Origin of the sequence: Bradyrhizobium yuanmingense (genome assembly GCF_025200905.1) — a bacterium.
Lineage (GTDB): Bacteria > Pseudomonadota > Alphaproteobacteria > Rhizobiales > Xanthobacteraceae > Bradyrhizobium > Bradyrhizobium yuanmingense.
The window spans coordinates 1294171-1318841 of sequence record NZ_CP104173.1 but is presented as its reverse complement, the minus strand read 5'-3'; the positions used below and the strand labels follow the sequence as shown (position 1 = coordinate 1318841).

Annotated in this window: 20 protein-coding genes; 13 read left to right on the top strand and 7 right to left on the bottom strand. The window is 65.9% G+C overall.

Annotated elements, in window-relative coordinates; translation table 11 throughout:
* Nucleotides 1-49: 49 nt before the first annotated feature.
* The 9 genes from N2605_RS06175 (at nucleotide 50) to N2605_RS06135 (ending at nucleotide 9247) form a co-directional block, all read left to right on the top strand.
* Nucleotides 50-568 (top strand): SspB family protein, encoded by a 519-nt coding sequence (locus N2605_RS06175; protein ID WP_225141597.1) that lies wholly within the window; start codon nucleotides 50-52, stop codon nucleotides 566-568.
* 88 nt (nucleotides 569-656) lie between these two features.
* Nucleotides 657-2090, top strand: a complete 1434-nt coding sequence (fumC, locus tag N2605_RS06170; RefSeq protein ID WP_260347416.1) for a class II fumarate hydratase — start codon at nucleotides 657-659, stop codon at nucleotides 2088-2090.
* Between the two features lie 275 nt (nucleotides 2091-2365).
* Nucleotides 2366-2554 (top strand): DUF4169 family protein, encoded by a 189-nt coding sequence (locus tag N2605_RS06165; protein WP_036006566.1) that lies wholly within the window; start codon nucleotides 2366-2368, stop codon nucleotides 2552-2554.
* On the top strand, nucleotides 2551-2802 hold the full coding sequence (locus N2605_RS06160; protein WP_025038043.1) for a ribbon-helix-helix domain-containing protein: 252 nt from the start codon (nucleotides 2551-2553) through the stop codon (nucleotides 2800-2802). The genes N2605_RS06165 and N2605_RS06160 overlap by 4 nt, the downstream gene beginning before the upstream one ends.
* Before the next feature lie 115 nt (nucleotides 2803-2917).
* Nucleotides 2918-3193, top strand: a complete 276-nt coding sequence (locus N2605_RS06155; protein ID WP_036006563.1) for a FeoA family protein — start codon at nucleotides 2918-2920, stop codon at nucleotides 3191-3193.
* Between the two features lie 37 nt (nucleotides 3194-3230).
* Nucleotides 3231-5102: a ferrous iron transporter B gene (feoB, locus tag N2605_RS06150; RefSeq protein ID WP_225186394.1), complete on the top strand. Its 1872-nt coding sequence runs from the start codon at nucleotides 3231-3233 to the stop codon at nucleotides 5100-5102.
* Nucleotides 5103-5299: 197 nt separating this feature from the next.
* A complete protein-coding gene (locus N2605_RS06145) occupies nucleotides 5300-5794 on the top strand; it encodes a GNAT family N-acetyltransferase (protein ID WP_260347415.1) in 495 nt (164 codons plus the stop codon).
* 235 nt (nucleotides 5795-6029) lie between these two features.
* Nucleotides 6030-7544, top strand: coding sequence for an ATPase domain-containing protein (locus N2605_RS06140; RefSeq protein WP_260346090.1), 1515 nt, complete (start codon nucleotides 6030-6032; stop codon nucleotides 7542-7544).
* Nucleotides 7541-9247 carry an ATP-binding protein gene (locus tag N2605_RS06135; protein WP_260346089.1) on the top strand — a complete coding sequence of 569 codons (1707 nt, stop codon included), beginning with the start codon at nucleotides 7541-7543 and terminating at the stop codon, nucleotides 9245-9247. The genes N2605_RS06140 and N2605_RS06135 overlap by 4 nt, the downstream gene beginning before the upstream one ends.
* A gap of 51 nt (nucleotides 9248-9298) precedes the next feature.
* On the opposite strand, the gene N2605_RS06130 is transcribed toward N2605_RS06135, so the two are convergent.
* From N2605_RS06130 to N2605_RS06115, 4 genes are all read right to left on the bottom strand, one after another.
* Nucleotides 9299-9541, bottom strand: coding sequence for a hypothetical protein (locus N2605_RS06130; RefSeq protein ID WP_225143065.1), 243 nt, complete (start codon nucleotides 9539-9541; stop codon nucleotides 9299-9301).
* Between the two features lie 31 nt (nucleotides 9542-9572).
* Nucleotides 9573-10691: a DUF2336 domain-containing protein gene (locus N2605_RS06125; protein WP_260346088.1), complete on the bottom strand. Its 1119-nt coding sequence runs from the start codon at nucleotides 10689-10691 to the stop codon at nucleotides 9573-9575.
* A 334-nt stretch (nucleotides 10692-11025) separates the two neighbouring features.
* The gene (locus N2605_RS06120; protein WP_260346087.1) at nucleotides 11026-14715 is read right to left on the bottom strand and encodes an AsmA family protein; all 3690 of its coding nucleotides are present in this window, start codon (nucleotides 14713-14715) and stop codon (nucleotides 11026-11028) included.
* 133 nt (nucleotides 14716-14848) lie between these two features.
* On the bottom strand, nucleotides 14849-16078 hold the full coding sequence (locus tag N2605_RS06115; RefSeq protein ID WP_260346086.1) for a cytochrome P450: 1230 nt from the start codon (nucleotides 16076-16078) through the stop codon (nucleotides 14849-14851).
* 130 nt (nucleotides 16079-16208) lie between these two features.
* Here N2605_RS06115 and N2605_RS06110 point away from each other — a divergent pair, with 130 nt between their 5' ends.
* The 4 genes from N2605_RS06110 to N2605_RS06095 all read left to right on the top strand — a co-directional run bounded on the left by N2605_RS06110 (nucleotide 16209) and on the right by N2605_RS06095 (nucleotide 17951).
* Complete coding sequence (locus N2605_RS06110; RefSeq protein WP_109144943.1) at nucleotides 16209-16820, top strand: TetR/AcrR family transcriptional regulator; 612 nt, start codon at nucleotides 16209-16211, stop codon at nucleotides 16818-16820.
* A gap of 309 nt (nucleotides 16821-17129) precedes the next feature.
* Nucleotides 17130-17339, top strand: a complete 210-nt coding sequence (locus N2605_RS06105; RefSeq protein ID WP_109145937.1) for a cold-shock protein — start codon at nucleotides 17130-17132, stop codon at nucleotides 17337-17339.
* A gap of 96 nt (nucleotides 17340-17435) precedes the next feature.
* A complete protein-coding gene (locus tag N2605_RS06100; RefSeq protein WP_225114925.1) occupies nucleotides 17436-17678 on the top strand; it encodes a transcriptional regulator in 243 nt (80 codons plus the stop codon).
* Between the two features lie 51 nt (nucleotides 17679-17729).
* Nucleotides 17730-17951, top strand: coding sequence for a hypothetical protein (locus N2605_RS06095; protein WP_036006506.1), 222 nt, complete (start codon nucleotides 17730-17732; stop codon nucleotides 17949-17951).
* 52 nt (nucleotides 17952-18003) lie between these two features.
* Here the strand turns inward: N2605_RS06095 and N2605_RS06090 are convergent, their stop codons facing one another.
* The 3 genes from N2605_RS06090 to N2605_RS06080 all read right to left on the bottom strand — a co-directional run bounded on the left by N2605_RS06090 (nucleotide 18004) and on the right by N2605_RS06080 (nucleotide 24556).
* Nucleotides 18004-20586, bottom strand: a complete 2583-nt coding sequence (locus tag N2605_RS06090; RefSeq protein WP_425248850.1) for an EAL domain-containing protein — start codon at nucleotides 20584-20586, stop codon at nucleotides 18004-18006.
* Nucleotides 20587-20742: 156 nt separating this feature from the next.
* Nucleotides 20743-22038, bottom strand: coding sequence for an MFS transporter (locus N2605_RS06085; RefSeq protein ID WP_225147896.1), 1296 nt, complete (start codon nucleotides 22036-22038; stop codon nucleotides 20743-20745).
* An 88-nt stretch (nucleotides 22039-22126) separates the two neighbouring features.
* On the bottom strand, nucleotides 22127-24556 hold the full coding sequence (locus tag N2605_RS06080; RefSeq protein WP_036006497.1) for a bifunctional diguanylate cyclase/phosphodiesterase: 2430 nt from the start codon (nucleotides 24554-24556) through the stop codon (nucleotides 22127-22129).
* Nucleotides 24557-24671 lie beyond the last annotated feature (115 nt).

Sequence of the window (24671 nt, the reverse complement as noted above, 5' to 3'; positions counted from 1 at the left end):
GGCGAGTCGGATCGGCAGGGTTCGGCTGCTTGGATGCAACAGGACCACCATGGCGACCGATCATATCCGATACGATGTGCTGGCCCGCGATGCGCTGCGCGGCGTGCTGCGGAAGGTGCTGACCGATGCCGCAGCCCATGGCCTGCCGGGCGAGCATCATTTCTTCATCACCTTCGTGTCCAAGGCCGAAGGCGTGAAGCTGTCGCCGCGGCTGCTCGCACAATATCCGGAGGAGATGACGATCATCCTCCAGCACCAGTTCTGGGACCTGACCGTGCTCGAGGACCGTTTCGAGGTCGGCCTGTCCTTTGGCGGCATTCCGGAGCGGCTCGTGGTGCCGTTCAGTGCCATCAAGAGCTTCCTCGATCCGTCCGTGAAGTTCGGCCTCCAGTTCGACACCTCCGACGTCGCCGAGGTCGCGCCGGACAATCTGCCGGCAGCGCCCGCGCCATCGGCCGTATCGGTCCCGACACCTGCCGCGGAGAAGCCGGAAGCTGCCGACGAGCCGCCGCCGCCGAGTCAGGGCGGCGCCGAGGTCGTGCGGCTCGATCGTTTCCGCAAGAAATGATCTAGGTTGGGCGCAGAGCCATCGCGCCCGGCCAACTGTCTATATAGAAGAGCACATGAACAGGCCGCGCGGCGTTTCGCGCGGCAGAATGGATGTGCTCATGGCCAAAGCGTCCCGCTCGAAGACTGCCCGCCCCGCAACCCGCACCGAGACCGACAGCTTCGGTCCCATCGAGGTCGCCGCCGACCGCTATTGGGGGGCGCAGACCGAGCGCTCGCGCCAGAATTTCCGCATCGGCACCGACCGCATGCCGATCTCACTCGTGCATGCACTCGGCATGGTCAAGCTCGCCGCCGCGCAGTCCAATCTCGAGCTCGGCCTGCTCGATCGGCGCCGTGCCAACGCCATCATCCGCGCTGCGCGCGAGGTGATCGAAGGCAGACTTGACGACCATTTTCCGCTTGTCGTGTGGCAGACCGGCTCGGGCACCCAGAGCAACATGAACCTCAACGAGGTGATTGCCAACCGCGCCAACGAGCTGCTCGGCGGCGAGCTCGGCGCCAAGAAGCCGGTGCATCCCAACGATCACGTCAACATGAGCCAGTCGTCGAACGACTCCTTCCCGACCGCGATGCACATCGCCGCGGCAAGCCGCATCAATGCCGATCTCATCCCTGCCCTCGGAGAGCTGCTGCGCGCTCTGCGCAAGAAGGAGAGGGAGTTTTCGAAGATCGTGAAGATCGGCCGCACCCATACCCAGGATGCGACGCCGCTGACGCTCGGTCAGGAATTCTCCGGCTATGCCGCGCAGGTCGAAAGCGGCATCGCCCGGCTCAAGATCGCGGTGAAGGACCTCTATCCGCTGGCGCAGGGCGGCACAGCCGTCGGCACCGGCCTCAACTCGAAGCCGCGCTTTGCCAAGCTGTTCGCAAAGCACGTTGCCGGGATTACGAAGCTCCCCTTCACCAGCGCCGCCAACAAATTCGAGGCGCTGGCCTCGAACGATGCCTATGTGCTGGCGCACGGCGCCATCAATTCGGTCGCGACCGGCCTGTTCAAGATCGCCAATGACATCCGCCTGCTCGGCTCCGGCCCGCGCTCGGGCCTCGGCGAATTGATCCTGCCGGAGAACGAGCCCGGCTCCTCGATCATGCCGGGCAAGGTCAACCCGACCCAGTGCGAGGCGATGACCATGGTGTGCTGCCAGGTGTTCGGCAATCACACCGCGATCACGGTCGCCGGCAGCCAGGGTCATTTCGAGCTCAACGTCTACAAGCCGGTGCTGGCTTACAACATGCTGCATTCGATCCGCCTGATGGCGGATGCCGCGCGCTCCTTCACCGAGCATTGCGTCAGCGGCATCCTCGCCGACGAGAAGCGCATCAAGGAGCTGATGCAGCGCTCGCTGATGCTGGTGACGGCGCTGGCTCCGAAGATCGGCTACGATAACGCCGCCAAGGTGGCCAAGACGGCGCACGCCAACGGCACCACGCTGAAGGAGGAGGCGCTGCGGCTCGGCTTCGTATCGGCCGACGAGTTCGACCGCCTGGTGCGCGCTGAGAAGATGATCAGCCCGGGATGATTCCGAATTCCGATAGCCATCCGTAATGATACGGACGCTCGGCGCCCAAAAATATGCGGTTTTGGGGGCGGGATTTGATTACCGTCAATGTTGCGGCGGGGCGGCGTGTTACGCAGCTCCACTGCCCTCGACGGGGCGAAATTCATCGTTTGATGGCCCAAGGGCCGATTGACGAGGACGAGCGAATGGCGATCAAGTCTTCTGCGGCGCAATGTGGCGCCCTGTTTCTGAATGTTTCATCCTGCCTGAAGAGGAGCGGATGATGGAGACGCGGCATGGGGAACGTCATCAACCTGAATCGTTTCAGGAAGCGCGTCGAGCGGGAAGCCTCGGCGAAGCAGGCGGACGCCAACCGGGCGAAGTTCGGGCGCACGAAGGCGGAACGGTCGTCCGAGGCGAAGCGGGCGGACCAGGCCAAGGAGAATCTGGACCAGCACCGGATCGATCGCGAGGAGCAGCCATGAAGTCGCCGGTCGTGAAACGATCGATCGTCGTCGCCGGCCACAAGACCAGCGTCAGCCTGGAAGAGGCGTTCTGGAACGGCATGAAAGAGATTTCCGGCCTGCGCAACATGACGTTGTCCGAGCTGGTCGGCGAGATCGACAACAACCGCCAGCAGGGCAATCTGTCGTCGGCGATCCGTCTGTTCGTCCTGGACTACTTCAAGAGCCGCGCCATGGCCGCCCAGCCGGACAAGGTCCCGGCCCAGTAGCCGTCGGGGGCGCCCGCGACGGCGCCCCGGCCTCTGCACTTTAAAATCGCTCTAAGGTGCAGCTTCGGCGCGCGGGCACGCTTGACCTCAATGCCCGGCGTTGAAAATACAGGGCATGACCGATACCACTGATACGCGTTCGCACATGCCGCTGGGTCTGGCCCAGCGCGGCTATACCGGCGTCATCCAACACCTTGCCGCCAAAGAGGCTGGCTCGGCGCTTTCGGACGTCGAGCTCGAGAGCCGCCTGATCGAACTCGGCTTCGTCGAGGGCGCCCGGGTCGAGATCCTGCATGAGGGGTTGGTCGGGCGCGATCCGATCGCGGTGCGGGTCGACAGCACCACGATCGCGGTCCGCCGTCGCGAAGCCATGGCCATCATCGTCGCCTGACGCGCGACCGCAATCTGCCCCGCAGGCCCTTGATCCCATGGAAGCACCGCTGCTGCATCTCGCCCTGGTCGGCACGCCCAACAGCGGCAAGACCTCGCTGTTCAACGCGCTTACCGGCAGCCGGCAGAAGGTCGCGAACTATCCCGGCGTCACGGTCGAGCGCAAGGAAGGCTTCTTCGTCACCCCGCTCGGCCGCCAGGTCTCCGTGGTCGACCTGCCCGGCACCTATTCGCTGCGCGGCCGCAGCCCGGACGAAGAGATCACCCGCGACTTCGTGCTCGGCAAGGCCTCCGGCGAGACCCTGCCCGATCTCGTGCTGTGCGTCGCCGATTCCACCAATCTGCGCCTGACCATCCGCCTGCTGCTGGAGCTGAAGCGCACCGGGCGGCCGATGATCCTCGTGCTCAACATGTTCGACATTGCAAGCCGCCGCGGCATCACTGTCGACGTCGCGCGGCTCGCCAAGGAGCTCGGCGTGCCCGTGGTCACCTCGATCGCGGTGCGCAAGGGCGGCACGGCCGACCTGCTCAAGCTGACCGACGAGATTTCCGCAGCGCTCGCCGCCGAACCGGTTGAGAACAGCTGGCGCGCGCTCGGCGTCTCCGAGCTGCGCGCTACCCAACGCGAGGCCGATCGCATCATCGCCGACTGCGTCAGCCTGCCTGCTCGCCCCGACACCTGGACCGCACGGATCGACGCGATCGTGCTGCATCCGGTCGGCGGGCTGATCGTGCTGGCGCTGATCCTGTTCGTGATGTTCCAGGCGGTGTTCGCCTGGGCGCAGCCGGCGATGGAGCTGCTGAAGTCCGGGTTCGACTCGCTCGGCGAGCTGGTGCAGGCCACCCTGCCCGACGGCTTGCTGCAAAGCTTCCTGCAGAACGGCGTGATCTCCGGCGTCGGCAGCGTCATCGTGTTCCTGCCGCAGATCATCCTCATCTTCCTGTTCATCCTGCTCCTGGAAGATTTCGGCTACATGGCGCGCGCGGCGTTCCTGATGGACCGCATCATGGGCGGCGCCGGCCTGCACGGCCGCGCCTTCATTCCGCTGCTGTCGAGCTTTGCCTGCGCCATTCCCGGCATCATGGCGACGCGGGTCATCGACAACAAGCGCGACCGGCTGACCACGATCCTGATCGCGCCGCTGATGACCTGCTCGGCGCGCATTCCGGTCTATACGCTGATCATCTCCGCCTTCATCCCGGCCAGAGACGTCTGGGGCTTCATCAACCTGCAGGGCCTCGTGATGTTCGGCCTCTATGCCGCCGGCATCATCAGCGCGCTGTTGGTCTCGTTCGTGATCAAGTTCTTCATGCTGCGCGACTTTGTGCCGGCGCCGTTCATGTTGGAGCTGCCGGACTACAAGATGCCGCGGCTGAAATCCATCGTGATCGGCATCTACACCCGCGCCAAGATGTTCTTGCAGCGCGCCGGCACCACGATCTTCTCGATGATGGTGCTGATCTGGTTCCTGGCCTCCTTCCCGCAGCCGCCCGCGGGCGCGACCGGGCCGGCCATCGAGTTCAGCCTGGCGGCGATGATCGGCAAGGCGCTCGAGCCCCTGCTCGCCCCCGTCGGCTTCAACTGGCAGATCGCGGTGGCGTTGATCCCGGGCATGGCGGCGCGCGAGGTCGCGGTCGCGGCGCTCGGCACCGTCTATGCGATCGAGGGCGGCAACGAAGCGGTCGAGCAGATCGGCCAGGTGCTGGCGACAAAATGGTCGCTCGCCACCGCGCTGTCGATGCTGGCCTGGTACATCTTCGCCCCGCAATGCGCCTCCACGCTCGCCGTGATCCGGCGCGAGACCGGCAGCTGGGCCTGGATGGGCGCCACCTTCGCCTACATGCTGGTGCTGGCCTATGCGGCGAGCCTCGTGACGTACAACGTCGCCGTCGCGCTGGGGGCGGGGTAGCCCTTCCAAAACGAAACTGCGAAAACAACCCCATGCACAGTAGACCGGGGGTCGTGAAATCAATGAGTTACGCGCAAGGCAACGATCCGGCCGTCGCCCGTTGACCCGTCGGGCAAAACAGGGGCATGATGTCACGATCAGCCCGCAGCGATAGCAGCATGAACGACGACACGCCTCGGAAGCGGCGATCTGTCGCCGTGGACCATTTCACCACCGACCGCCTGACCGCCGAACGGTTGCGCGAGGATCACCTCGCCGACCTCGTCGCGCTGCATCGCGACGCCGAGGTCTCCCGCTATCTCGGCGGGGTGCGGACGCCCGAGGTCACGAGGGCTTATCTCGCAACCAACATGGCCCATTGGGACCAGCACGGCTTCGGACTCTGGACGCTGCGAACGAAGGACGGGGCCTTCGCCGGACGGGCGGGCATTCGGCACATTCTCGTGGACGATGTCGACGAGGTCGAAATCGCCTACGCGTTCAAGCGCGAATTCTGGGGCCAAGGATTTGCCAGCGAGATCGCGACCGCGCTGACGGACATCGGGCTGTCACAGCTCGCACTGCCGTCTCTCATCGGCATTGTGTATGTCGGGAACGGCGCATCGCGGCGCGTGCTGGAGAAGTCGAACTACCAGCTCGAGCGAAGCACGAACCGTCACGGCGAGGACGTCGTGATCTACCGCATCCGGTAGTGAGGGCAGCAACGGGATGGACCGCGAGCGGACCGTTTGTGTTCATTTTTGAACCGACACCATCCACGGGTCGGCACAGTCTGAGCGGCAACGAACCGGTCGCCGGACCGCCAGTCGGGCGGGAACTCAGGCCCGGGCATCGGAGTTCCTTAGACGGACCTTTTCAGTCATCCGGCTCCCGGCGTGCGCTGGGAGCGCATGGAGAGCTTTGGGAAGATACGCGTAAGGGGGGTTCATGACCGGTCAATCCGCGGCTGCTCCAGGCAGCGACCTCAAGGATTTGCCGAGAGTTTCGACCGGCAGCGAAGGGCTGGATGACATCCTCGGCGGTGGCTTGGACCCCAACCGGATGTATCTCTATGAGGGACGACCCGGCACCGGCAAGACCACGATTGCGCTCCAGTTTCTGCTCCGCGGGGTCCGGGACGGCGAACGCGTGCTCTACATCTCGCTTTCCGAGACCAAGCGCGAGCTCACCCTGGTCGCGCAGCGACACGGCTGGTCGCTGGACGGCGTCAACATCTTCGAGCTGGTGCCGCCGGAAACGACACTCGATCCGGATCGAGAGCTCACGGTCTTTCATCCCGCAGAAATGGAGCTGAGCGAGACCACGGGTCTGATCTTCAAGGAGGTCGAACGGATCAACCCTACCCGCGTGGTGCTCGACAGCCTGTCCGAATTGCGCCTGCTGGCGCAGAACCCGCTCCGCTACAGGCGACAGGTTCTGGCCCTCAAGCACTTCTTCACCAATCGCAACTGCACCGTGGTTCTGCTCGACGATCTGTCGTCCTCCCAGGATGATCTGCAACTGCATTCGATCGCGCACGGCGTGGTGATGCTCGAGCAGCTGGCCATCGACTACGGTGCCGAGCGGCGGCGGCTTCGCGTGATCAAGATGCGCGGCATCCGTTTTCGCGGCGGCTTCCACGATTTTACGATCGCGCAAGGCGGCCTGCGCATCTTTCCGCGGCTCGTCGCGGCCGAGCATCACAGATCATTCGATGGCGACATGGTGTCCAGCGGCAACCCCGAGCTCGACCAGCTCCTCGGAGGCGGGCTCGAGCGCGGCACCAACGCTCTTCTCCTCGGCGCGGCCGGCGTCGGCAAGTCGTCAGTTGCGCTAACCTACGCCATCGCGGCGGCGGAACGCGGCGAGCACGCCGTATTCTTCGCCTTCGATGAAGGGCGCGGAACGGTGGAGGCCCGCGCCAGAGCGCTGGGGCTGCCGCTGGACAAACATCTCGCCTCCGGAAAGATCCGGTTTCAGCAGATCGATCCGGCCGAATTGTCGCCGGGTGAGTTCGCGGCAACGCTCCGCCGGAGCGTCGAGGTCGACAATGCCCGCATCATCGTCATCGACAGCTTGAACGGTTATCTGAACGCGATGCCGGATGAACGTTTCCTCGTCCTGCAGATGCACGAACTGCTCAGCTACCTGGCCCAGCAGGGCGTGCTCACCATTCTCATCCTCGCCCAGCATGGGCTTGTCGGTCCCATGGATACGCCGCTCGACCTCAGCTATTTGAGCGATGCAGTCGTGATGCTGCGCTATTTCGAGTTCGCCGGAACGGTTCGGCGCGCCTTGTCGGTCGTCAAGAAGCGCAGCGGCGGCCACGAGCACGGCATCCGCGAATTCCGGCTCGGCAGCAGCGGGATCAAGCTGGGCCCGCCGCTTCATGAGTTCAGCGGCATCTTTTCCGGCAATCCGCGCTATACCGGCACGGCCCTCCCGGAAGGGCCGCTCGAATGAGCGCGCAGCGCGATCACCGCGTTCTCGTCTTCGCCCCGGTGGGCCGCGACGGGCCGGCATCGGCCGAACTTTTGCGCAACGCGAACCTCGAGGCGGTCAATTGCCGGGACTTGGCCGAACTCGTCACCGAAATGACGGCAGGCGTCGGCACGGTGTTTCTTGCCGAGGAAGGATTGTTCGGCAAGGACACCGCGGCGCTGGCGCAGTGGATCGCCGGCCAGCCGCCGTGGTCCGATCTGCCCTTCGTCGTTCTCACCAGTCACCGGGAGCGGCCCGCGGTCGTCGCGTGGCGACGCAGTATCGTCGAGCTTCTCCGCAACGTGTCGCTGCTCGAGCGGCCGGTTCAGCCGATCACGCTGACCAGCGCCATCCAATCGGCGATGCGGGCACGCCGGCGCCAATATGAAATCCGGGCCTTGCTGGAAGCGCGCGAACAGACGGCGCAGGAGCTCGAGAAGCTCGTGATCGAGCGGACCCGGGCGCTGGAAGAAGCCAACGAGCAGCTTCGGCTCGAGATGAAGGAGCGCGCCCGGGTCGAGGAAACGCTTCGGCAGGCCCAGAAGATCGAGGCCATCGGCCAGCTCACCGGTGGTGTCGCCCACGACTTCAACAATCTGCTGATGGTGATTTCCGGCGGGCTCGACATGCTCGACCGCCAGACGGATCCGAACCGCCGTCGCCGCCTGATGGATGGGATGATCCAGGCCGCGCAGCGCGGTGCCAGCTTGACCAAGCAGCTTCTGGCATTTTCTCGGCGGCAGAAGCTGCGGCCGCAGCCCGTCGACGTCGCCGCGCAGATCGGCGGAATGCGCGAACTGCTCGATCGCAGCCTGAGAGGCGACGTCCACGTCGAGTTCGACTTTCCGGAGCAGCTTTGGCCGGTCGAGGTCGACCCCGGCGAGCTCGAGCTGGTCATTCTCAACCTGGCCGTCAACGCCCGCGATGCCATGCCCCACGGCGGCACGATCATCGTGCGCGGAGAAAACCTGCCCGATCTCAAGGACGATCAGATCTCCGGCGACTACGTCCGGCTATCCGTGATCGATACCGGCATCGGTATGCCTCCGGAGATTCTCTCGCGCGTCTTCGAGCCGTTCTTCACGACCAAGGACGTCGGCAAAGGGTCCGGGCTTGGGCTCGCGCAGGTCCATGGATTTGCGACGCAGTCGCAAGGCACGGTGCGCATTCAATCGGAGGTCGGCCGCGGCACGAGCATCGAGCTGTACCTGCCGCGATCGTTCGATGCTCCGTCGAGCCCGCGACATCTCGTCGATCTCACCAGGGCGAGGCCCAAGAAGAGCAATCAGGGCCGGATCCTGCTGGTGGAAGACGATGACGAGGTTGCCGCGCTGGTCAGCGAGATGCTGGGCCAGCTCGGCTACGACGTCACGCGCGCCTCCAGCGCCGCGGCAGCGCTCGGTGCCCTGGCGGATGGCCGTTCCATCGATCTGATCTTCTCCGACATCATGATGCCGGGCGGCATGAATGGGGTCGAGCTTGCGCGCGAGGTCAGGAAGAGACGAAGCGACATACCGATATTGCTGACCAGCGGATACGCCGAAGCCTCGGTCCATGAAGCGGAGAGCGCGGGTATCGAGATATTGCCCAAGCCCTATCACATCGACGAGCTCGCCGCAGCCTTGGCCGCGGCGAAGTCAGGTCTTCGGGGCGATGCAGGCTCCAAGCGCTCGAACTCCGGTTGAGAGTCGTCGCGGATTACGCTGCGCGTCAGTCTGCGCGCGATCCCGGGAGCCTTACCTGAAATATCCCAGCACGAGATCGACGTCGGCGCTGCGGGCCGCCGTGCCGTTCAGCTCGGCGTCGATAACGCGGCGGCAGGCGTCCACCGCGGCGTGGTCGCCGAGGTCGTTGGCGGCTTCCAGCACGAGCCAGGCGGCGTCCACCGAGGCCTTGTCCGAAGCTGCGCCGCCGAGATCGGTGGCGCCGGCATTGGCGAGATTCTTCTTGCGAACGGCGGTGCCGAATTGAGGTAACATTGCAGGTACTCCCCTCTCCTCAGTGGACCTGTCAGTGGACTTGAAGTTCGGGCTGACGGCCCGCATCGGCACCCGCGCCGGTCTTGCGCGACTGGTAGAACTTCAGAATGCTGCGCGACGTCTCGATCTTGAGCCGGCCGTACTCGCGCTCGTTGTCCTGGAGCTCGCGCGCCGTGATCAGATGATCCTTGGCGCCGAGGAACAACAGCGACATCGTCGTGTCCCAGGAGAAGTCGAGCGCCTTGCACAGCACCAGGATCATCTCGCGGTTGCGGTCCATCAGCGCGCGTTCGATCACGTCGACCGGCAGCGCCGACAGCAGCGACAGGCCGATCTGCACCTCGTCGAAGCGATGCTGACGGGCGTAGTTCGAGATCGAGTCCTGGTTGAGATTGCCCTGGCGATACTGCGTCGTGACCACGCGCTTGGCGACGAAATAGCTGCGCGAGGACGGGCCGAACTTGGACTGGAGATCGCCCGTGACCTCGGTCACCGAGCTCTGGATCTGTGTCATCATCTCGGGCCGCTCGGTCTCGAGGCGGCGGCGGACGTCTTCGGAGGCCTTCGCGATCAGCTGCTGGAAGATGTGGCGCGGCACGTCCTTGCGCAGGCCGAGCTGCTCGGCAAGGATCGAATCGCCCTCGGCGCGACGGACCATGTGCAAGAGACCCGAGCCGGAGAAGCGCGCGCCCTCGTTCTTGGCGACCGAAGTCACGACCTCCTGGTTGCCGCGCTTGACCAGCACGTCGGTCACGGCTTCGCCGATCGACTGGCGCTGCGAGATCGCCAGCAGATGCGCCTGGCCCTTGGTCATGGCGCTCTGGACCAGCATCTTCTCGTCGATACGGTTGGAATCGCGCAGCACGGGACCGGCAACCGCGATCTCGTCGTCGAGGGCGAGCCTTTCGATGACGTTGAGCGGGGCGTGATCGCAGGCCGACATCACTTCGGAGAGCTGCGCGCGCGCAGCCACCTCGATCTCGTCGGCGAGCCGGCCGATCACCTCGCCGAACATGCTGATCTCGTCGTCGCTGTAGCGGCCGGTGATCAGGATGTCGGTCGCATGCCATAATGCGCGTGACCGGCTTTCGTCGGTGCCGCGCGCGATCGCGTCGTCCAGATCCTGCAGAAGCGATTTCGCCCCGTTCATCTCGATCACCCCAGTTCTTGGCAGCCCGTTGGCGAGCCGTCCCGCCGCTCGCGGCGCGACGCCGAATTCCTCTGGGAACCTACGCTAGAGATGAAACGCGAGAATTCAGTAAAGTCGGCAAATCAGTTTTGCCGACGAAAATTCCGTCAAATGCGAGGGAATGGATTTACTGTTGTGCAAGAGCCGAGAAGCTTTGGGCACTGAAACCTCTCCGCGTCATGGCCGGGCTTGTCCCGGCCATCCACGCCTTGCCGCATGGCACAAAGAACGTGGATGCCCGGGACAAGCCCGGGCATGACGAGCATCGGCAACGGAGCGCTTTAGATAGCGCCGTCTACGGATTCTGCGGCGTCAGCACAAGCGGCGGCTTCGGCCTGGGCTTGGCGGGCGGCGGGCCCGGGGCGGGCTTCACGTCGATGGCCGGAGGGAGCGGCGCGAGCTGCTGGCTCGCGAGCGGCGGGCTCGTCAGTGAAGGGCTTGTCAGTGAGGGGCTTGGCGCGGCGGGCGCGGCCTGCGGAGCTTTCGGGGTCGGCGCCACCCTGGGCTTTGCCGGCGCGCGGCGCGGGTCCTGGCCCGGCAGCGGCACGTTGGGTGGCGCCTGCTCGGTCGCTATCTCCGGGGACACCAGCGTCGGCAGCGCAGCGGTGGCCGGCGGCGGCTCGCCGCGCTCGATGGCGTCGAGCCGCCGCGTCTCGCGATCAATCGTGCGCACCGCAAGCCATGACGACAGCGGTGCGAGGTCGACGGTACGGCTCAGCCTGTCGGGCGGGCCTGCCGCAAACAGCTGGATCTCGGGCGGGGCGCCGGAAAGCCCGGTCATGATCGGCGTCAGACTGGCGCGGATGTCGGCCTGGTCCGCCGGAATGTCGTAGCCGCCGGAGACGATGGCGCGGGCGTTCTTCGCTTCCAGCGGCGTTGCGCCGATGCGCAGGCGGCCGTCGCGGATCGTGAACGGAATCTGCGCCGAGGGCACCGCGATGCGCCCCGCCGACAGCGCGGGCTCGACGAGCTGCCGCAGCCGGTTGTCGTCATTGACCTGGCCGCCGTCGCTGGCGCGGATGGCGATCTCGAACGCACGCGGATTGAGGCCGGCGATCTCGGCGGATTCGAGCGTCACCGTGCCGTTGCCGGCGAGCGCACCGGTCAAGGCCGCGACGCTGCGGCCCTGGCTGGTCAGCGCCATCTGCACCGAGGCGCGCCCCTTGGGCAGGGCAAGGTCGCGATAGCGCAGCGCCGCCGCATCGACGTTGCTGAGCTCGATGCGCGCGTTCAGCGCAAGCCCACCCGCGCCATTGCGCGCGTCCAGGCTTGCGGACATGTCGCCGCCGCCGACGCCGCCCTTGAGCGCATCGAACGCGAGCGACTGGCCGTCGCTCCGGATCGTGCCGCCGAAGGGGCGGAGCTCGATGCCGCCGGGCAACATTCCGCGTAAGGCCTGGAAGGCGATGCGGCCGCGCCAGCCGCTAACCAATCCTGCGCTGAGCGGCTCGCCGGACTCACGACCGGCTGCGCCGACGGCGATTGCGAGCGCCGGCGCCAGATCGAGCGAGTCGAGACCGACCTCGCCGTCGATGCTCTTGTCCTGATCGAGCGTCACCGAAACATGGCCGCGCAGATGCGAGCCCGCGGCATTGCCGTCGAGATCGCCGAAGGTCAGGCGATTGCCTGATAGCGTGAGGCGGGAGGACAGGCTGACGTTCTGCGCCGACTTGCCGGCCGGGCTGGTCCCGAGCAGCGGCGCCAGATTGGCGTTGCGCACGCGCAGGTTCACGCTCGCCTTCGGTTCGAACGATTTGGGCTCGAACGATTTGGGTTCGGACGGTTTGGACTCCGACCATTCGACGCTGCCTTGCGCGTCGGCATCGAGCCCGCCGCCGCTCAGCTTTGCGTTCAATTGCGAGGGACGGCGCCAGGCTCCGCTCAACCGTCCTTCGAATTGCGAGGCGCCCTCGCCCGCGGCCACGATGCGGTCGAGCCCCAGCAGTGCCAACAAGGCGCCGGCCTGCGGCGCCGCCACTTTCGCGTCCAGCGTGAAGTCGCTGTTGCGCAGGCGTTCGAGGTCGATACCGCCGATGGCGGCCGCCGGCGTCTGCGCGGCCAGGGTCGCCGTGGTCTTGAGCTGCGGTGCGTCGAGGTCGAGCACGAAGCGGGCATTGCTGCGATCGGCATGCTCGGCGTTCTTGTCGAGGCTGAGATCGAGCTTGAGACGGGTCGCGCCGGGCAAGGACGGGAGCGCATCGAGGCGCGCGCGCAGCGCGGGCGCGAACGGCTCGACCAGCGCGGTGAGCTCGCGCAGCGAATTGGCCGAGGATTTCAGCGCGAGCTTGCCGGTCGTGTTGGTGCGGTCGAAGCTGCCGCTCGCCTCCGAGGTCACGCCGCCGCCCTGGCCGAAGCGCAGCTGCTCCAGCGACAGCGACGCCGGGCTGTAGGCGAGCCTGGCTGCGAACGGCCGCAGCTCCTGGCCGGCGGAGATCGCGCGGCCAATATCGAGCGAGAGCTTTGCCTCTTCCGGCCATTCGCCTTGCGGCCCCGCCAGCGCGCGCACGAAGCTCGCAGCGGCATCGAGGTCGAGCCGGTCGGCCCTGAGGTCCGCATCGATCCGCGAGCCGTTGCTCGCGCCTGTCTGCACGAAGACGATGCGGCCTTCGATCGCGCCGCCATCGATGTCGGCCTTCAGCCTGTCGATGGCGAGATGATTGGCTGCGATGGTGACGTCGCCCGCGAGACGCAGCGGCCGCGTGCTGCGGCGGGTGATCTCGCTGCGGCCCTGCAGCCAGGCCACCAGCGTGTCGGGATCCGGGGATTCAACGCTGAGCCGGCCGCTGAAACTGTCGGCGCCGGGAGCCGCGCCATTGAGCGAGACCTGCGTCATGCCCGGCGCGCGCAGCTCCAGCCGCCGGAAGGTCCAGGACCGGCCGTCGGTCGCAAGCTCGGTCGCGATGTTCTGGAGCGGACGGCCGCCGAGCATGATCTGATCGGCATTGAACTCGATCTGGGCAGGGATCGGCACCTGCGGGATCGCCGCCAGCCCTGCGCGCAGCGCCGGCAGGACGCGCTGCGGATCGGCATCATCCTTGGCGGTCAGCCTGTCGGCATCGACCTGCCGCGCCGACAGCACCGCGCGCAGCAAGGGCGATGCGCCAAACCTGAGATCGCCGACGCCGCCGAGCTTCAGCGCGGTGTCCTCCGGGCCGAAGCTCGCGTCGATCTGCTCGAATTTCGCGCCGGCCGGATCGGCCTTGAGCCTGGTCGCAAGCTTCCAGGGCGTCGGTCCCGCCTCGCCCGCCTTCCTGGCCGCGGGCACGGCGAGGGTCAGCGCGCCCTCGAATTTCGGCTGGCGATTATCGAAGGCGAGCACGCCCTCAAGATCGGCGAGGATGGCGCGCTCGCCGGGATCGATGTTGAGGTGGAGACGGGTGGCGCTGCCGTCGGCGCTGGGGCCGGAGGAGACGCGGAACGGGTAGCGCACGCCGCGCGCGGTGAAGCTGCCGTCGCCCCGCACCGAGCCTGCGAGCGAGCGCACATCACCGGAGAAGGCGATATCGTTCAATTCCAGCGTCGAGCGGCTGGCGGCATCGTGCAAGGCGATGCGGCCGGTGAGGTTCAGCCGCTCGATGGCGAGGGAGGCCAGGTTGAAGGTGCCGCTCGCGGTGGAGGGCAAATCGACCCGTCCGCGCGCGTCCAGACCAAGATCGACCGCCATGCCGCCGACCGAAAGCTCGGTGGCGCGCCATTCGCCGCGCATCAGGGAGCCGAGGCTGAACTCGACATCGAGCTTGTCGGCGCGCAGGCGGCCGAGATCGTTGTTGCCGCCGAAGGTGACGCCGCGCAGCCGCAGCGTCGGCGCCGGCAACAGCCGCGCATCGAGCTCGCCCGCCACCCGCACCGGCACGCCGATGATCTTGCCGGCCTCCGCCTCGAACTGGGGCCTGAACTGGTTCCAGTCGATGTAGTAAGGCCCGATCAGCGCGGCCAGCAGCGCAATGATGAAGGCAATCGCCAATCCGAGCAGCGTCGTCTGCACGGGTCTCCCCTCGGCCAAACCGGCCTGGGCCGAAGCTGAGAGCCTCAGGCGCGCCGGAACAGCCCCTTATATAGGGGGAAGTATGGCGAAGTCACAGCGACTGTTGCGCGCGGAGGTTAACGCGCAAGCCCCCTCACCAGCTCGCCGGCAGCCGCCTCAGCCCGCGCAGCACGAAGGTCGGCCGCCATTCCGGGGTCTCGATGTCGTCGATGCGCAAATCCGGCAGCCGCCGCAGCAGCGTGGCGATGGCGATCTCGGCCTCGATCCGCGCCAATTGGGCCCCAAGGCAGAAATGGATGCCGCCGCCGAACGACAGCGGCTTGACGTTCGCCCGGGTGACGTCCAGCCGGTCGGGCCTGTCGGGGTAGACCGCGCCATCGCGGTTGGCCGAGCCGAGCAGGCACAGCACGGTCTCGCCCTTGGGGATCGTCACGCCGCCGAGGTCCTCGATCTCCTCCAGCGTGACGCGCCCGGTCATCTGCACCGAGGAATCATAGCGCAGGAACTCCTCGATCGCGTTCGTCATCAGCTCCGGTTTCGCTTTCAGGAGCGCAAGCTGATCCGGGTTGCGGTGGAGCGCGAGCAGGCCGTTGCCGATCAGGTTGACCGTGGTCTCGTGGCCTGCGCCGAACAGCAGGATGATGTTGGCGGTCAGCTCCTCGTTGGTGAGCTTGTTGCCGTCCTCCTCGGCCTGCACCAGCTGGGTGATGAGGTCGTCGCCGGGATTCTTGCGGCGCAGCTCGAACAGCTGCTGGAAATACATCTGCGCCATCAAGTTGGCGGCGTTGCCCTGGCGGATCTCCTCCGGCGAGAGCGGCACGGGGTCGAGCAGCCGTCCGCCGTCGCGCGAGCTCTTGTAGAACACTTCGCGATGCTCCTCGGGGATGCCGAGCATGTCGCAGATGATGGTGACGGGCAGGCGGAAGGCGAAATCCTCGATCAGGTCCATGTGGCCGCGCTCGATCACGGCATCGATCGCCTGGTCGACGATCTCCTGGATCCGCGGTCGCATGTCCTCGACGCGGCGGGCGGTGAAGGCCTTCACGACCAGGCCGCGCAGGCGGGTGTGGTCCGGCGGATCGGCTTGCAGCATCCAGTAGCTCATGCTGCGAAACACCGGCTCCTTCATGATCTCCGGGCCGTAGCGGCGCGTGGTCCGTTCGACGAAATCCTTGCCGAAGCGCTTGTCACGCAGCACGAGACTGACCTCGGCGTGCCGGCTGGCGACGTACTGGCCGAAAGGCGTCACGTGGATCGGATCGACCGTGCGCAGCCGTTCATAGTGCGGATAGGGATCGCGGATGAAATCCGGCGAGAGCGGGTTGAACAGCGGTCCGCCAGCGGGTTGCACTTGCTCGTCCATGGTGACCTCGGATCGGTTGCCGCACGACACGCATACGCAAGGCTGCCCCATCGCCCGGCGTAACCATCCCTGTAAATTATCAACTCGATACATTGTTGTATCGAGTTGCATTCTGCCCTAAGCTGCGCCGATGTCAAGGGTGAGAACCAGGCCGACCAGGGACGACACACGCGAGGCGCTGTTCGAGGCGGCCGCGCGCGTGTTCGAGGCGGACGGCATCGGCGGCGCCAGCATCGAGGCGATCGCGGCGGCGGCGGGCTTCACCCGCGGCGCGTTCTATTCGAACTTCAAGAGCAAGGACGAATTGATCATCGCCATGCTCGAGGACCATGTCGCGCAGTCGATCCGGCGCAACATGGACATCCTGGCGCAGCACGACAATCTCGACGACTTCATCGCGGCGTTGAAGACGATGGATCGCAGCCGCCAGGATCCGCTCGGCCGCTCGCCCCTGCTGCACATGGAGATGATCCTGTTCGTGGCGCGGGCCGAAAAGCGCCGCCCGGAGCTCGCCAAACGCCTGCGCGCGCGGCGCAGGCTGGTCGCCGACATCATCGAGGCGACATCGAAGAGCAACGGGCGCAACGTCAATCTGAACCCGCCCTGGATCGCCTCCGTCGTGCTCGCGCTGGAAGACGGCTTTCGCCTGCACCGGCTGATCGACCCCGAGACGACGCCGGCCGACAGTTTCCTGCGCGCGATCACGGATTTGCGGCGGAGGACGGGATTGGCCTCAGCCTAGCGGCGCGGGCGGCGCAGCCGCGCCGATAGGCTGATCGTCAGCAGACCTGTTCGGTCAATCGATAACGCCTTGCTCGCAGATCGACCGACACAGCAAAGCGCCGCGATCGGAACAGAAGAATGGCCTCGCAGCAAACAAACTGGCTTCGCTCCTTGCAAATGCATGAAACTCGTATATATTGAAGTCGTTCGATTAGCCGCTGTGCCTTGTTGAATGCGCCCGCGGGCTCCTTTTCCAAAGACATCGACGAAGTTGAAGGTAACCGCGCGATCGTCGCGCGGGATGCGCTCGCGCGCTTTGGAGAAGAAAATGACGACAGGTACGGTCAAGTGGTTTAACGGCCAAAAGGGCTTCGGTTTCATCCAGCCAAACGACGGTGGCAACGACGTGTTCGTTCACATCAGCGCCGTTGAAAGGGCTGGGCTTGCCGGTCTCGGCGAAGGCCAACAGGTCAACTTCGAGATCAAGACCGACAAGATGCGAGGCAAAGTCAGCGCCGAGAACCTCTCGCTGGCTTGAGATCGTTGCGCCGTTTCACGGATGTACTGAAACGGTCGCTTTGCCCGCTCAATCCCTGGATTGAGCGGGTTTAGTCTTTGCGGATCCGGGTGAACGATGAGCAGCAAGAAGCCGGCAGAGCCGTCACCCGAAAGCATTACACGTTCCGATCGCAAGCGCCTGGCCGCCGAAGAGGGCGCGCGGGCATTGGCGGACGTGGAAAGGCAAGCCATCGAGGTTCGCAAGAACATGGCGCGACTTCGAGAGGCGCGCCAGGCGAGGGAAGCGGCCGATGAAGCTCTTCGATCGACTTTGCCGGTGCCTAAGCTCAAGAAGCGGACAAGGAAGTTGGCGCGATAGCCGTCTTCAACGCCGCCTGCGAAATCTGAAGTGCCGATCCCATGCCGGAGAGTGCAGATCGTGCCTCGCATAAAGCCAGATCACGGAACCATCACATTCTTTCTCGCGTCCGGCGCAAATCGGCAGATGTGCCGGCTTGCAACGACATTCAACACGCAGAAGCAGGCCTTCAGCTATCTACAGAAGCATCGCACGGAGTTCGAGCGCATGGCGCGGGCGCGCCTGGCTTCAGGAGAGCTCGAGGAAGGCATTGTCGTGCTTTCGATGCTCTAGCGAAGGCCGTTCTGCCGCCGGTCGCTGATGCGTTCCTACCGCTCAAAGGCGGCTACGCCGACTGCTTCACGGCAACCTCGTCCGCCACAAGGTCAAGCCGCCCCAGCATCGCCCTCGCCTGCTCGGCGCAATGCTCGATCAGCCAGCGCTCGAAGGCGACCGGCGGCAGGGGCGGCGCGTAGAGGAAGCCCTGGACGATGTCGCAGCCGAGCTCGGCCAGCGTCTTGCGCTGCCCCTCGGTCTCGACCCCCTCGGCGACCACGCTCATGCCGAGGCCCTGGCCGACGCGGACCACGGCGGTGGCGATCGCGAGCGCGCCCGCGTCCTGCTCGATGTCGCGCATGAAACTGCGGTCGATCTTGAGCTCGCGGATCGGCAGATGCGCTAGCCGGCTGAGGCTGGAATAGCCGGTGCCGAAATCGTCCACCGAGAGGCCGACGCCGAGCTCGCGGATCGCGTTCATCGTCTCCAGCGCCGCGGCTCCGTCCTGCATGAACGCGCCTTCGGTGATCTCCAGCATCAGCGCATCCGGCGGCAGATCGTGCTCGGCCAGGATGTCCTTGAGCCGCGCGGCCAGCGTGACGTTGCGGAAATTGATCGGCGACAGATTGACCGAGACGCAGGGGATGTTGAGCCCGGCGCGGCGCCAGCTCGCCATCTGACGGCAGGCCTCGCGCACGGACCACATGCCGATCTGCTCGATCAGCCCGCATTCCTCGGCGAACGGATTGAACTTTGCCGGCGAGACGTCGCCGAGCACGGCATCGCGCCAGCGCGCGAGCGCCTCGACGCCGTGGATCGCGCCGTCGCAGCTGCGGATCTGCGGCTGATAGCTGAGGCTCAGCACAGCTTCCGCGACGGCGCGGCGCAACGCCGCGATCAGCGCCAGCCGCTGCTCCGCGAGCACGTTCATCTCGGCACTGAAGAGGCGATGCGTCGAGCGTCCGGCCTGCTTGGCCATGTACATGGCGGCGTCCGCCTGCTGCATCAATGTGTCGATGTCGGTGGCGTGATCGGGATAGAGGCTGATTCCGATGCTGGCGGACATCGGCATCAGCTTCGATCCGAGCCGCAACGGTGCGGACAGGGCCTCGGTGATCCCGGCCGCGATGCGCTCAGCGGCCTCGGCATTGCGTTGCGGCAGCAGGATGACGAACTCGTCGCCGCCGAGCCGTCCCAGCATGTCGTCGGGACCGATCTGCTCGCGCAGGCGCTGCGCGAGCAGGATCAAGAGCTCGTCGCCGGCGGCGTGGCCGAGCGTGTCGTTGACGTCCTTGAAATGATCGACGTCAAGGAAGGCGAGCGCGACATGGCCTCCGGTCGGACAGGCATTGATCGCGGTCGTGATCAGGTGGCGCAGCTGCGCGCGGTTCGGCAGGCCGGTGAGCATGTCGTGATAGGCGAGCCGCGCGATTTCGGCGCGCGCCTCCTTGCGCTCGATCGCGAACGCGCCGAGGTTGACGCAGGCATCGACGATCTGGCGGTGCCATCGGCTCGGCGCCCGCGGCTCGCGATAATAGAAGCCGAAGGTGCCGATGACCCGACCGTCCTTGGCCTTGATCGGCGTCGACCAGCAGGCGCGCAAGCCCACTTCGAGCGGCCGCGCCTTGTAGGGCTGCCAGCGCGGATCGGCATCGATGTCGGCGACCAGAACCGGAATGCCGTAGAAGGCTCCGGTTCCGCACGTGCCGACCTCGGGACCGATCGCGATGCCGTCGAGCGAACGGGAATAGTCCTCGGGCAAGCTCGGGCCGCCCAGCGGATGGAGCAAGCCGGCGGCATCGACGTGCAGCAGCGAGCAGACGACGCCGGGCGCGATCTGCTCGACGCGGCGGCACAGCCGATCGGCAATCTCGGTGATCGGCGCCTCGTCGGCGAGCGCCGCCATGATCAGTTGCTGCAGCGAGCGCAGCTGCCGGGATTCGGTGATGTCCTCGAGCAGCGCAAAGATGTGCTTGACCCGGCCTTTCTTGTCGCGGAAGGCGTCGATCCGGGCAGAGACCCAGATCTCCTCACCATCCCTGTCGTAGACGAGCACCTCGGCCTCGTCGCTCTGGCCGCCATGCATCAGCCGCTTGACGAGCTTCGCAATCGCCTTGCGATCGGTGTGACGGCCGGCAATGAGCTCACCGGCGCGGCGGCCTTCGGCCTCCTCGCTGGTATAGCCGAACAGCGCCGTGAACGCGGAATTGACGTAGACGATGTTCTGCTCGACGTCGGTGATGATCACCACGCGGTTGGTCTGGTCGGAGACCGCGTGGAGAAGTGCGATCCTGGCGCGGCGTTCGGCATCGAGGGTGACGTCGCGCGCGAACACGATGTGATGGGTCGCGCCGTCGACCGTCGCCGACGACATCGCGATCTGCGCCTTGATACGGCTGCCGTCGTGCCGCGCGAGGCTGATCTCCTCGCGGAAATCCGCGGTCGCACCGGCGCTTAGACATTTGAGGGTGAGGACGGCGGCATCGCAGCCGAGCACCTCGGCGGCGGCGAGCTTCCAGATCCGCTCCGCGGCGGAGTTGAAGTGGGTGATGCGATGCGCCTCATCGACGATGACGATGCCGTCGTCGGCGCGCTCGAGCGCGGCGCGCAGCACGTCAGGAATTTCTGTCGCAAGGTGATCGGAGGCGGACATCGTCGGGACCAGCGGCATCGGGAAATGCGGCAATCGGCGAGAGGTTAATGCTCCGATGGTGTCCAAGACGTTTTTGCAGTTCCGTCGCGCCGCGCCAAGAGGCGGCATGATTAACGCTTCGCGAAAATGCCGAAGGTATCTTGAAGCGTACCGGACCTATTCGGATGCCGTTTTGAGCTTGTGCAGCCGGCCGGCCACGGCCCGCACCTTGCCCGGCGCCGCCCGCCAGATCGCAAGCGCCGACACCCCGCTCACGACCATGGCGAGGGCGAAAGCGAGCGTGTAGTCGCCGGCGCGATCATAGAGAACGCCGGTCAGCCACGGTCCGGCCGCACCGCCCGCCAGCGCCGCGAGCATGATCGTGCCGAAGATGCTGCCCTGGTGCCTGCCCTGGAAGATCTCGAACACCACCGCGCCCATGATCGAGGTGAGGCCGTAGCCGAGCGCGCCTTGCGTGAACACCATCAGATAAACCAGCCAGAGCGAAGCCTGATATTTCAGCGCGATCAGCGCGGCGAAGCAGATGACGAAACCCGCACAACTGATCGCCCACACCCACTCCCTGCCGATGCGGTCGGAGACGTGCCCCAGCACGATCTGGCCGGGAATGCCGAGCAGGCTAACCATTCCGAGCGCCCACACCGCAACGCCGGGGCTGAAGCCGACATCGAGCAGGAATTTGGTCTGGTGCACCTGCACCGCATACCAGATGTACAGGCCGCAGAAATAGCCGAGCCCGATCCACCAGAACCGCGCGGTCGCGACGGCGCGCCGCAGCGTCCAGTCGGTGTTGACCCAGACGTGATCGACCACGTTGGAGACCGGGCTTGCCGCGCCTGCGGCGGGGGCGGCATCGCCGTCCGGCTGGAGCCCGATGTCCTCCGGGCGCTTGTGCAGCAGCAGGTTGATCGGCGCCAGCGCGATCAGGACGAGCAGGCCCATCGCGGTGCAGGCGGTGCGCCAGCCGGTCTGCTCGATCATGTGCTGCGCCCATGGCAGCAGCGTCACCGAGCCGATACCGACGCCGGCGAAAGCGATGCCGATGGCGAAGCCGCGCTTGCGGATGAACCAGTTCGGCAGGAACAGCGACTGGCCGGAATAGCCGAGACAGACGCTGCCGGCACCGACCATGACGCCGATGGTGACATAGAGGTGCCACGGCGCGCTGGTCAGCGGCGCCAGCAAAAGGCCGCCGCCCATCAGCACGACCCCGAGCTCCATCACCGCGCGCGGACCCGCGCGGTCCATCAGGCGGCCGATCAGCGGGCTGACCACGCCCGACACCAAGAAGCCGAAGGAGAAGGCGCCCGCCGTGACGCCGCGCTCCCAGCCGAACTCGGAGATGATGGGTGGAAAGAACAGCGAAAAGGCGGTGCGCGCGTTGACGCCAATCGCCATGGTGACGAAGGTCACGGCGACGACGATCCAGCCGTAGAAGAACGGAAGCCGCATGTTGTATGCTTGTTTCATCCCTAGACGGTTCTTCGGACCATCCGGGGATGTCCCGGTCAAGCGCTTTTCGCGCATGCCTCGGGCGCGCTCAGGCGGCGTCGAGCCGTGATGATTTGACCGGCGCGTCGAACAGGATCCGCTCGATCGGATGCGGCCGGCCGAACAGATAGCCTTGCGCAAAATTGACGCCGAGCGCCTTCAGCCGGTCGAACTCCTCGCGCGTCTCGACGCCTTCGGCCGTGACCGACATGTCCAGTCCGCGCGCCAGCGTCACGATCGAGGAGATGATGGCGGAAGAGCGCGGCTGCTGCGTCAGGTTGCGAATGAACGACTTGTCGATCTTGATCTTGTCGAACGGGAACGCGGTCAGGTAGCTGAGCGAGGAATAGCCGGTGCCGAAATCATCGAGCGCGAGCTCGACCCCGAGCTGCTTCAGCCGCTCCATGAAGGCGTGATTCTCGCTACCACGCTCCAGCAGCACGGATTCCGTGATCTCGATCTCGAGCCGCTGCGGCGGCAGGCCGGAATCGGCGAGCGCCGCGCAGATCATGTCGAACAGCTCGGCTTCCTTGAACTGGATCGGCGACAGATTGACGGCGATCATGAGCTCGGCAGGCCAGCCGGCTGCGTCCGCGCACGCGCGCCGCAGCACGAATTCGCCGAGCGGCACGATCAGCCCGGTCTCCTCCGCAAGCGCAATGAACTGGTCCGGAGGGATCAGGCCGCGCGTCGGATGCCGCCAGCGCACCAGCGCCTCGAAGCCGCGTCGTTCGCCGCTGAGGGCGTCGACGAACGGCTGATAGTGCACCTCCAGCTGGCAGCGCGCGATGGCGTCGCGCAGATCTCCTTCCAGCGTGTTGCGGGCCTCCAGCTCGGCCGACATCGCCTCATCATAAACGGTGAAGCAGTTGCGGCCGGCCGATTTCGAACGGTAGAGCGCGAGATCCGCTTTCTTCAGGAGCTGCTCCTGATCGCTGCCATGATCCGGCGCAATTGCGATGCCGATGCTGGTGCCGATCTCGACGCGGTGTCCGGGCAGCAGGAACGGCTCGCTCACGAGCTTGGCGATCCGCGCCGCCAGATCGGTCGAGCAGGCGCGCTGGTCCTCGCCGGCTTGCTGGATGATGGCAAATTCGTCGCCGCCGAGCCGCGCCAGCACGTCGTTGGCGCGCAGCGCGGATTTCAACCGCTGCGCCACCTGGCGCAGCAGCGCATCGCCGGCCGCGTGGCCGAGGGAATCGTTGACGTTCTTGAAGCGATCGAGGTCGAGCATCAGGATCGCGAAGGGCTCGCCCCTCACGCTCAACTTGCCGTTCATCTCGTCGAGCCGGGTGAGGAAAAAGGCGCGGTTCGGCAATCCCGTGAGGATGTCGGTCTGGGCAAGCTCGAGCACGCGCCGGTTCGCCAGCGACAGCCGCCGCGAATTGCGGCTGGCGAGCATCAGATAGGTCGACAGCGACAGCGTCAGCAGCATGCCGACGACGAGGACCGCAACCGCGCGGTCGTAAGTCGTCGCCAGCGGACCGCCGGCGGTCGGAACCGCCCGCACCTGCCAATCGGTGTCGCCGATCTTGAGACTGCCCGACCAGTGCAGGGTCCGCGCGATGTCCCGCATCGACCGCAGCGCCGAGGCGGCCGACGCATAATCCGGCAGCATCTGCTCGAGGCTGACGATCTGCGCCGTGTACGGCGGGAAGACCGTCATGCTGACCGCGGGGCTGGCTCCGGTGGTCACGCGGATAGACTGGATCAGCAGCGGCAGGTCGAAGACGCCGACCACGACGCCGGCGATATTGCGGCGCCGGTCCGCGATCTCCTCGCGCGAGGTTCCCTTGGCGTAGACGGGAACGACGACGAGGACATAGGACGGCCGGTCGCTGTCCTTCGGCCCGAACAGGCGCGTGCGCATGGCTGCGACGCGATCGTTGTCGCGCGCGCGCTCCAGCACCGCCCGTCGCTCCGGAACGGTCGTGTAGTCCATGCCGTAAACCGACGAGGTCTTCGGCTGCGTCGAGTAGAACACCGGAAAATATTCGTCACTCTGCGGCGCGATGACGAAGCTCTCGCCCTGCAGCGCCTTGATGTGATAGCTCGACACACCGTCCCGGATCGCCGCGGCCTCGTAATCCGCGCGCTCCTTGCGGTTGATCCGCGGCAACCAGGAGATGCGCAGCATGCCGGGGTGACGCTCGAACAGGCGGGCGCTGAAGGTCTCGAATTCGCTGCGGGTGACTTCTTCGTTGGTCGATTCGAACAACGTGCGCAGCGCGAGAAGTCTCGATATGTACTCGTTCATGCCGTTCTGCAGGACGATCGCCTGGGTCTCGGCTGCGTTCTCGAACTCGATCCTGTTGACGCGATCTTCCCACCGCGCGACGGCGGCAGCGCCCACGATCGAGAACAGCAGGCCAACGCCAACCGCGACGAGCGCAGGACGATAGAGCCCGAGCAGCGGCGCGGCACGCCACCATCCGCCTCTACGTCTCCGATCCTGATCGTTCTGATCGCGACCGCCCATCTTGAAGCCGCCGTCCCCTGTCCGCGACGAACCGAACCTCTGGTTGAGGTGCCGGTGCCGCTATCGGAACAAGACGGCGGTTAAGAAGTGCACAATTTCGGAAACCAGCCGTACC

What these genes read in the sequence shown, in the direction of transcription:
- N2605_RS06175 (WP_225141597.1), top strand. Translation starts at nt 50, where the DNA reads ATGGCGACCGATCATATCCGATACGATGTGCTGGCCCGCGATGCGCTG.
- fumC (WP_260347416.1), top strand. Translation starts at nt 657, where the DNA reads ATGGATGTGCTCATGGCCAAAGCGTCCCGCTCGAAGACTGCCCGCCCC.
- N2605_RS06165 (WP_036006566.1), top strand. Translation starts at nt 2,366, where the DNA reads ATGGGGAACGTCATCAACCTGAATCGTTTCAGGAAGCGCGTCGAGCGG.
- N2605_RS06160 (WP_025038043.1), top strand. Translation starts at nt 2,551, where the DNA reads ATGAAGTCGCCGGTCGTGAAACGATCGATCGTCGTCGCCGGCCACAAG.
- N2605_RS06155 (WP_036006563.1), top strand. Translation starts at nt 2,918, where the DNA reads ATGACCGATACCACTGATACGCGTTCGCACATGCCGCTGGGTCTGGCC.
- feoB (WP_225186394.1), top strand. Translation starts at nt 3,231, where the DNA reads ATGGAAGCACCGCTGCTGCATCTCGCCCTGGTCGGCACGCCCAACAGC.
- N2605_RS06140 (WP_260346090.1), top strand. Translation starts at nt 6,030, where the DNA reads ATGACCGGTCAATCCGCGGCTGCTCCAGGCAGCGACCTCAAGGATTTG.
- N2605_RS06135 (WP_260346089.1), top strand. Translation starts at nt 7,541, where the DNA reads ATGAGCGCGCAGCGCGATCACCGCGTTCTCGTCTTCGCCCCGGTGGGC.
- N2605_RS06130 (WP_225143065.1), bottom strand. Translation starts at nt 9,541, where the DNA reads ATGTTACCTCAATTCGGCACCGCCGTTCGCAAGAAGAATCTCGCCAAT.
- N2605_RS06125 (WP_260346088.1), bottom strand. Translation starts at nt 10,691, where the DNA reads ATGAACGGGGCGAAATCGCTTCTGCAGGATCTGGACGACGCGATCGCG.
- N2605_RS06115 (WP_260346086.1), bottom strand. Translation starts at nt 16,078, where the DNA reads ATGGACGAGCAAGTGCAACCCGCTGGCGGACCGCTGTTCAACCCGCTC.
- N2605_RS06110 (WP_109144943.1), top strand. Translation starts at nt 16,209, where the DNA reads ATGTCAAGGGTGAGAACCAGGCCGACCAGGGACGACACACGCGAGGCG.
- N2605_RS06105 (WP_109145937.1), top strand. Translation starts at nt 17,130, where the DNA reads ATGACGACAGGTACGGTCAAGTGGTTTAACGGCCAAAAGGGCTTCGGT.
- N2605_RS06100 (WP_225114925.1), top strand. Translation starts at nt 17,436, where the DNA reads ATGAGCAGCAAGAAGCCGGCAGAGCCGTCACCCGAAAGCATTACACGT.
- N2605_RS06090 (WP_425248850.1), bottom strand. Translation starts at nt 20,586, where the DNA reads ATGTCCGCCTCCGATCACCTTGCGACAGAAATTCCTGACGTGCTGCGC.
- N2605_RS06085 (WP_225147896.1), bottom strand. Translation starts at nt 22,038, where the DNA reads ATGCGGCTTCCGTTCTTCTACGGCTGGATCGTCGTCGCCGTGACCTTC.
- N2605_RS06080 (WP_036006497.1), bottom strand. Translation starts at nt 24,556, where the DNA reads ATGGGCGGTCGCGATCAGAACGATCAGGATCGGAGACGTAGAGGCGGA.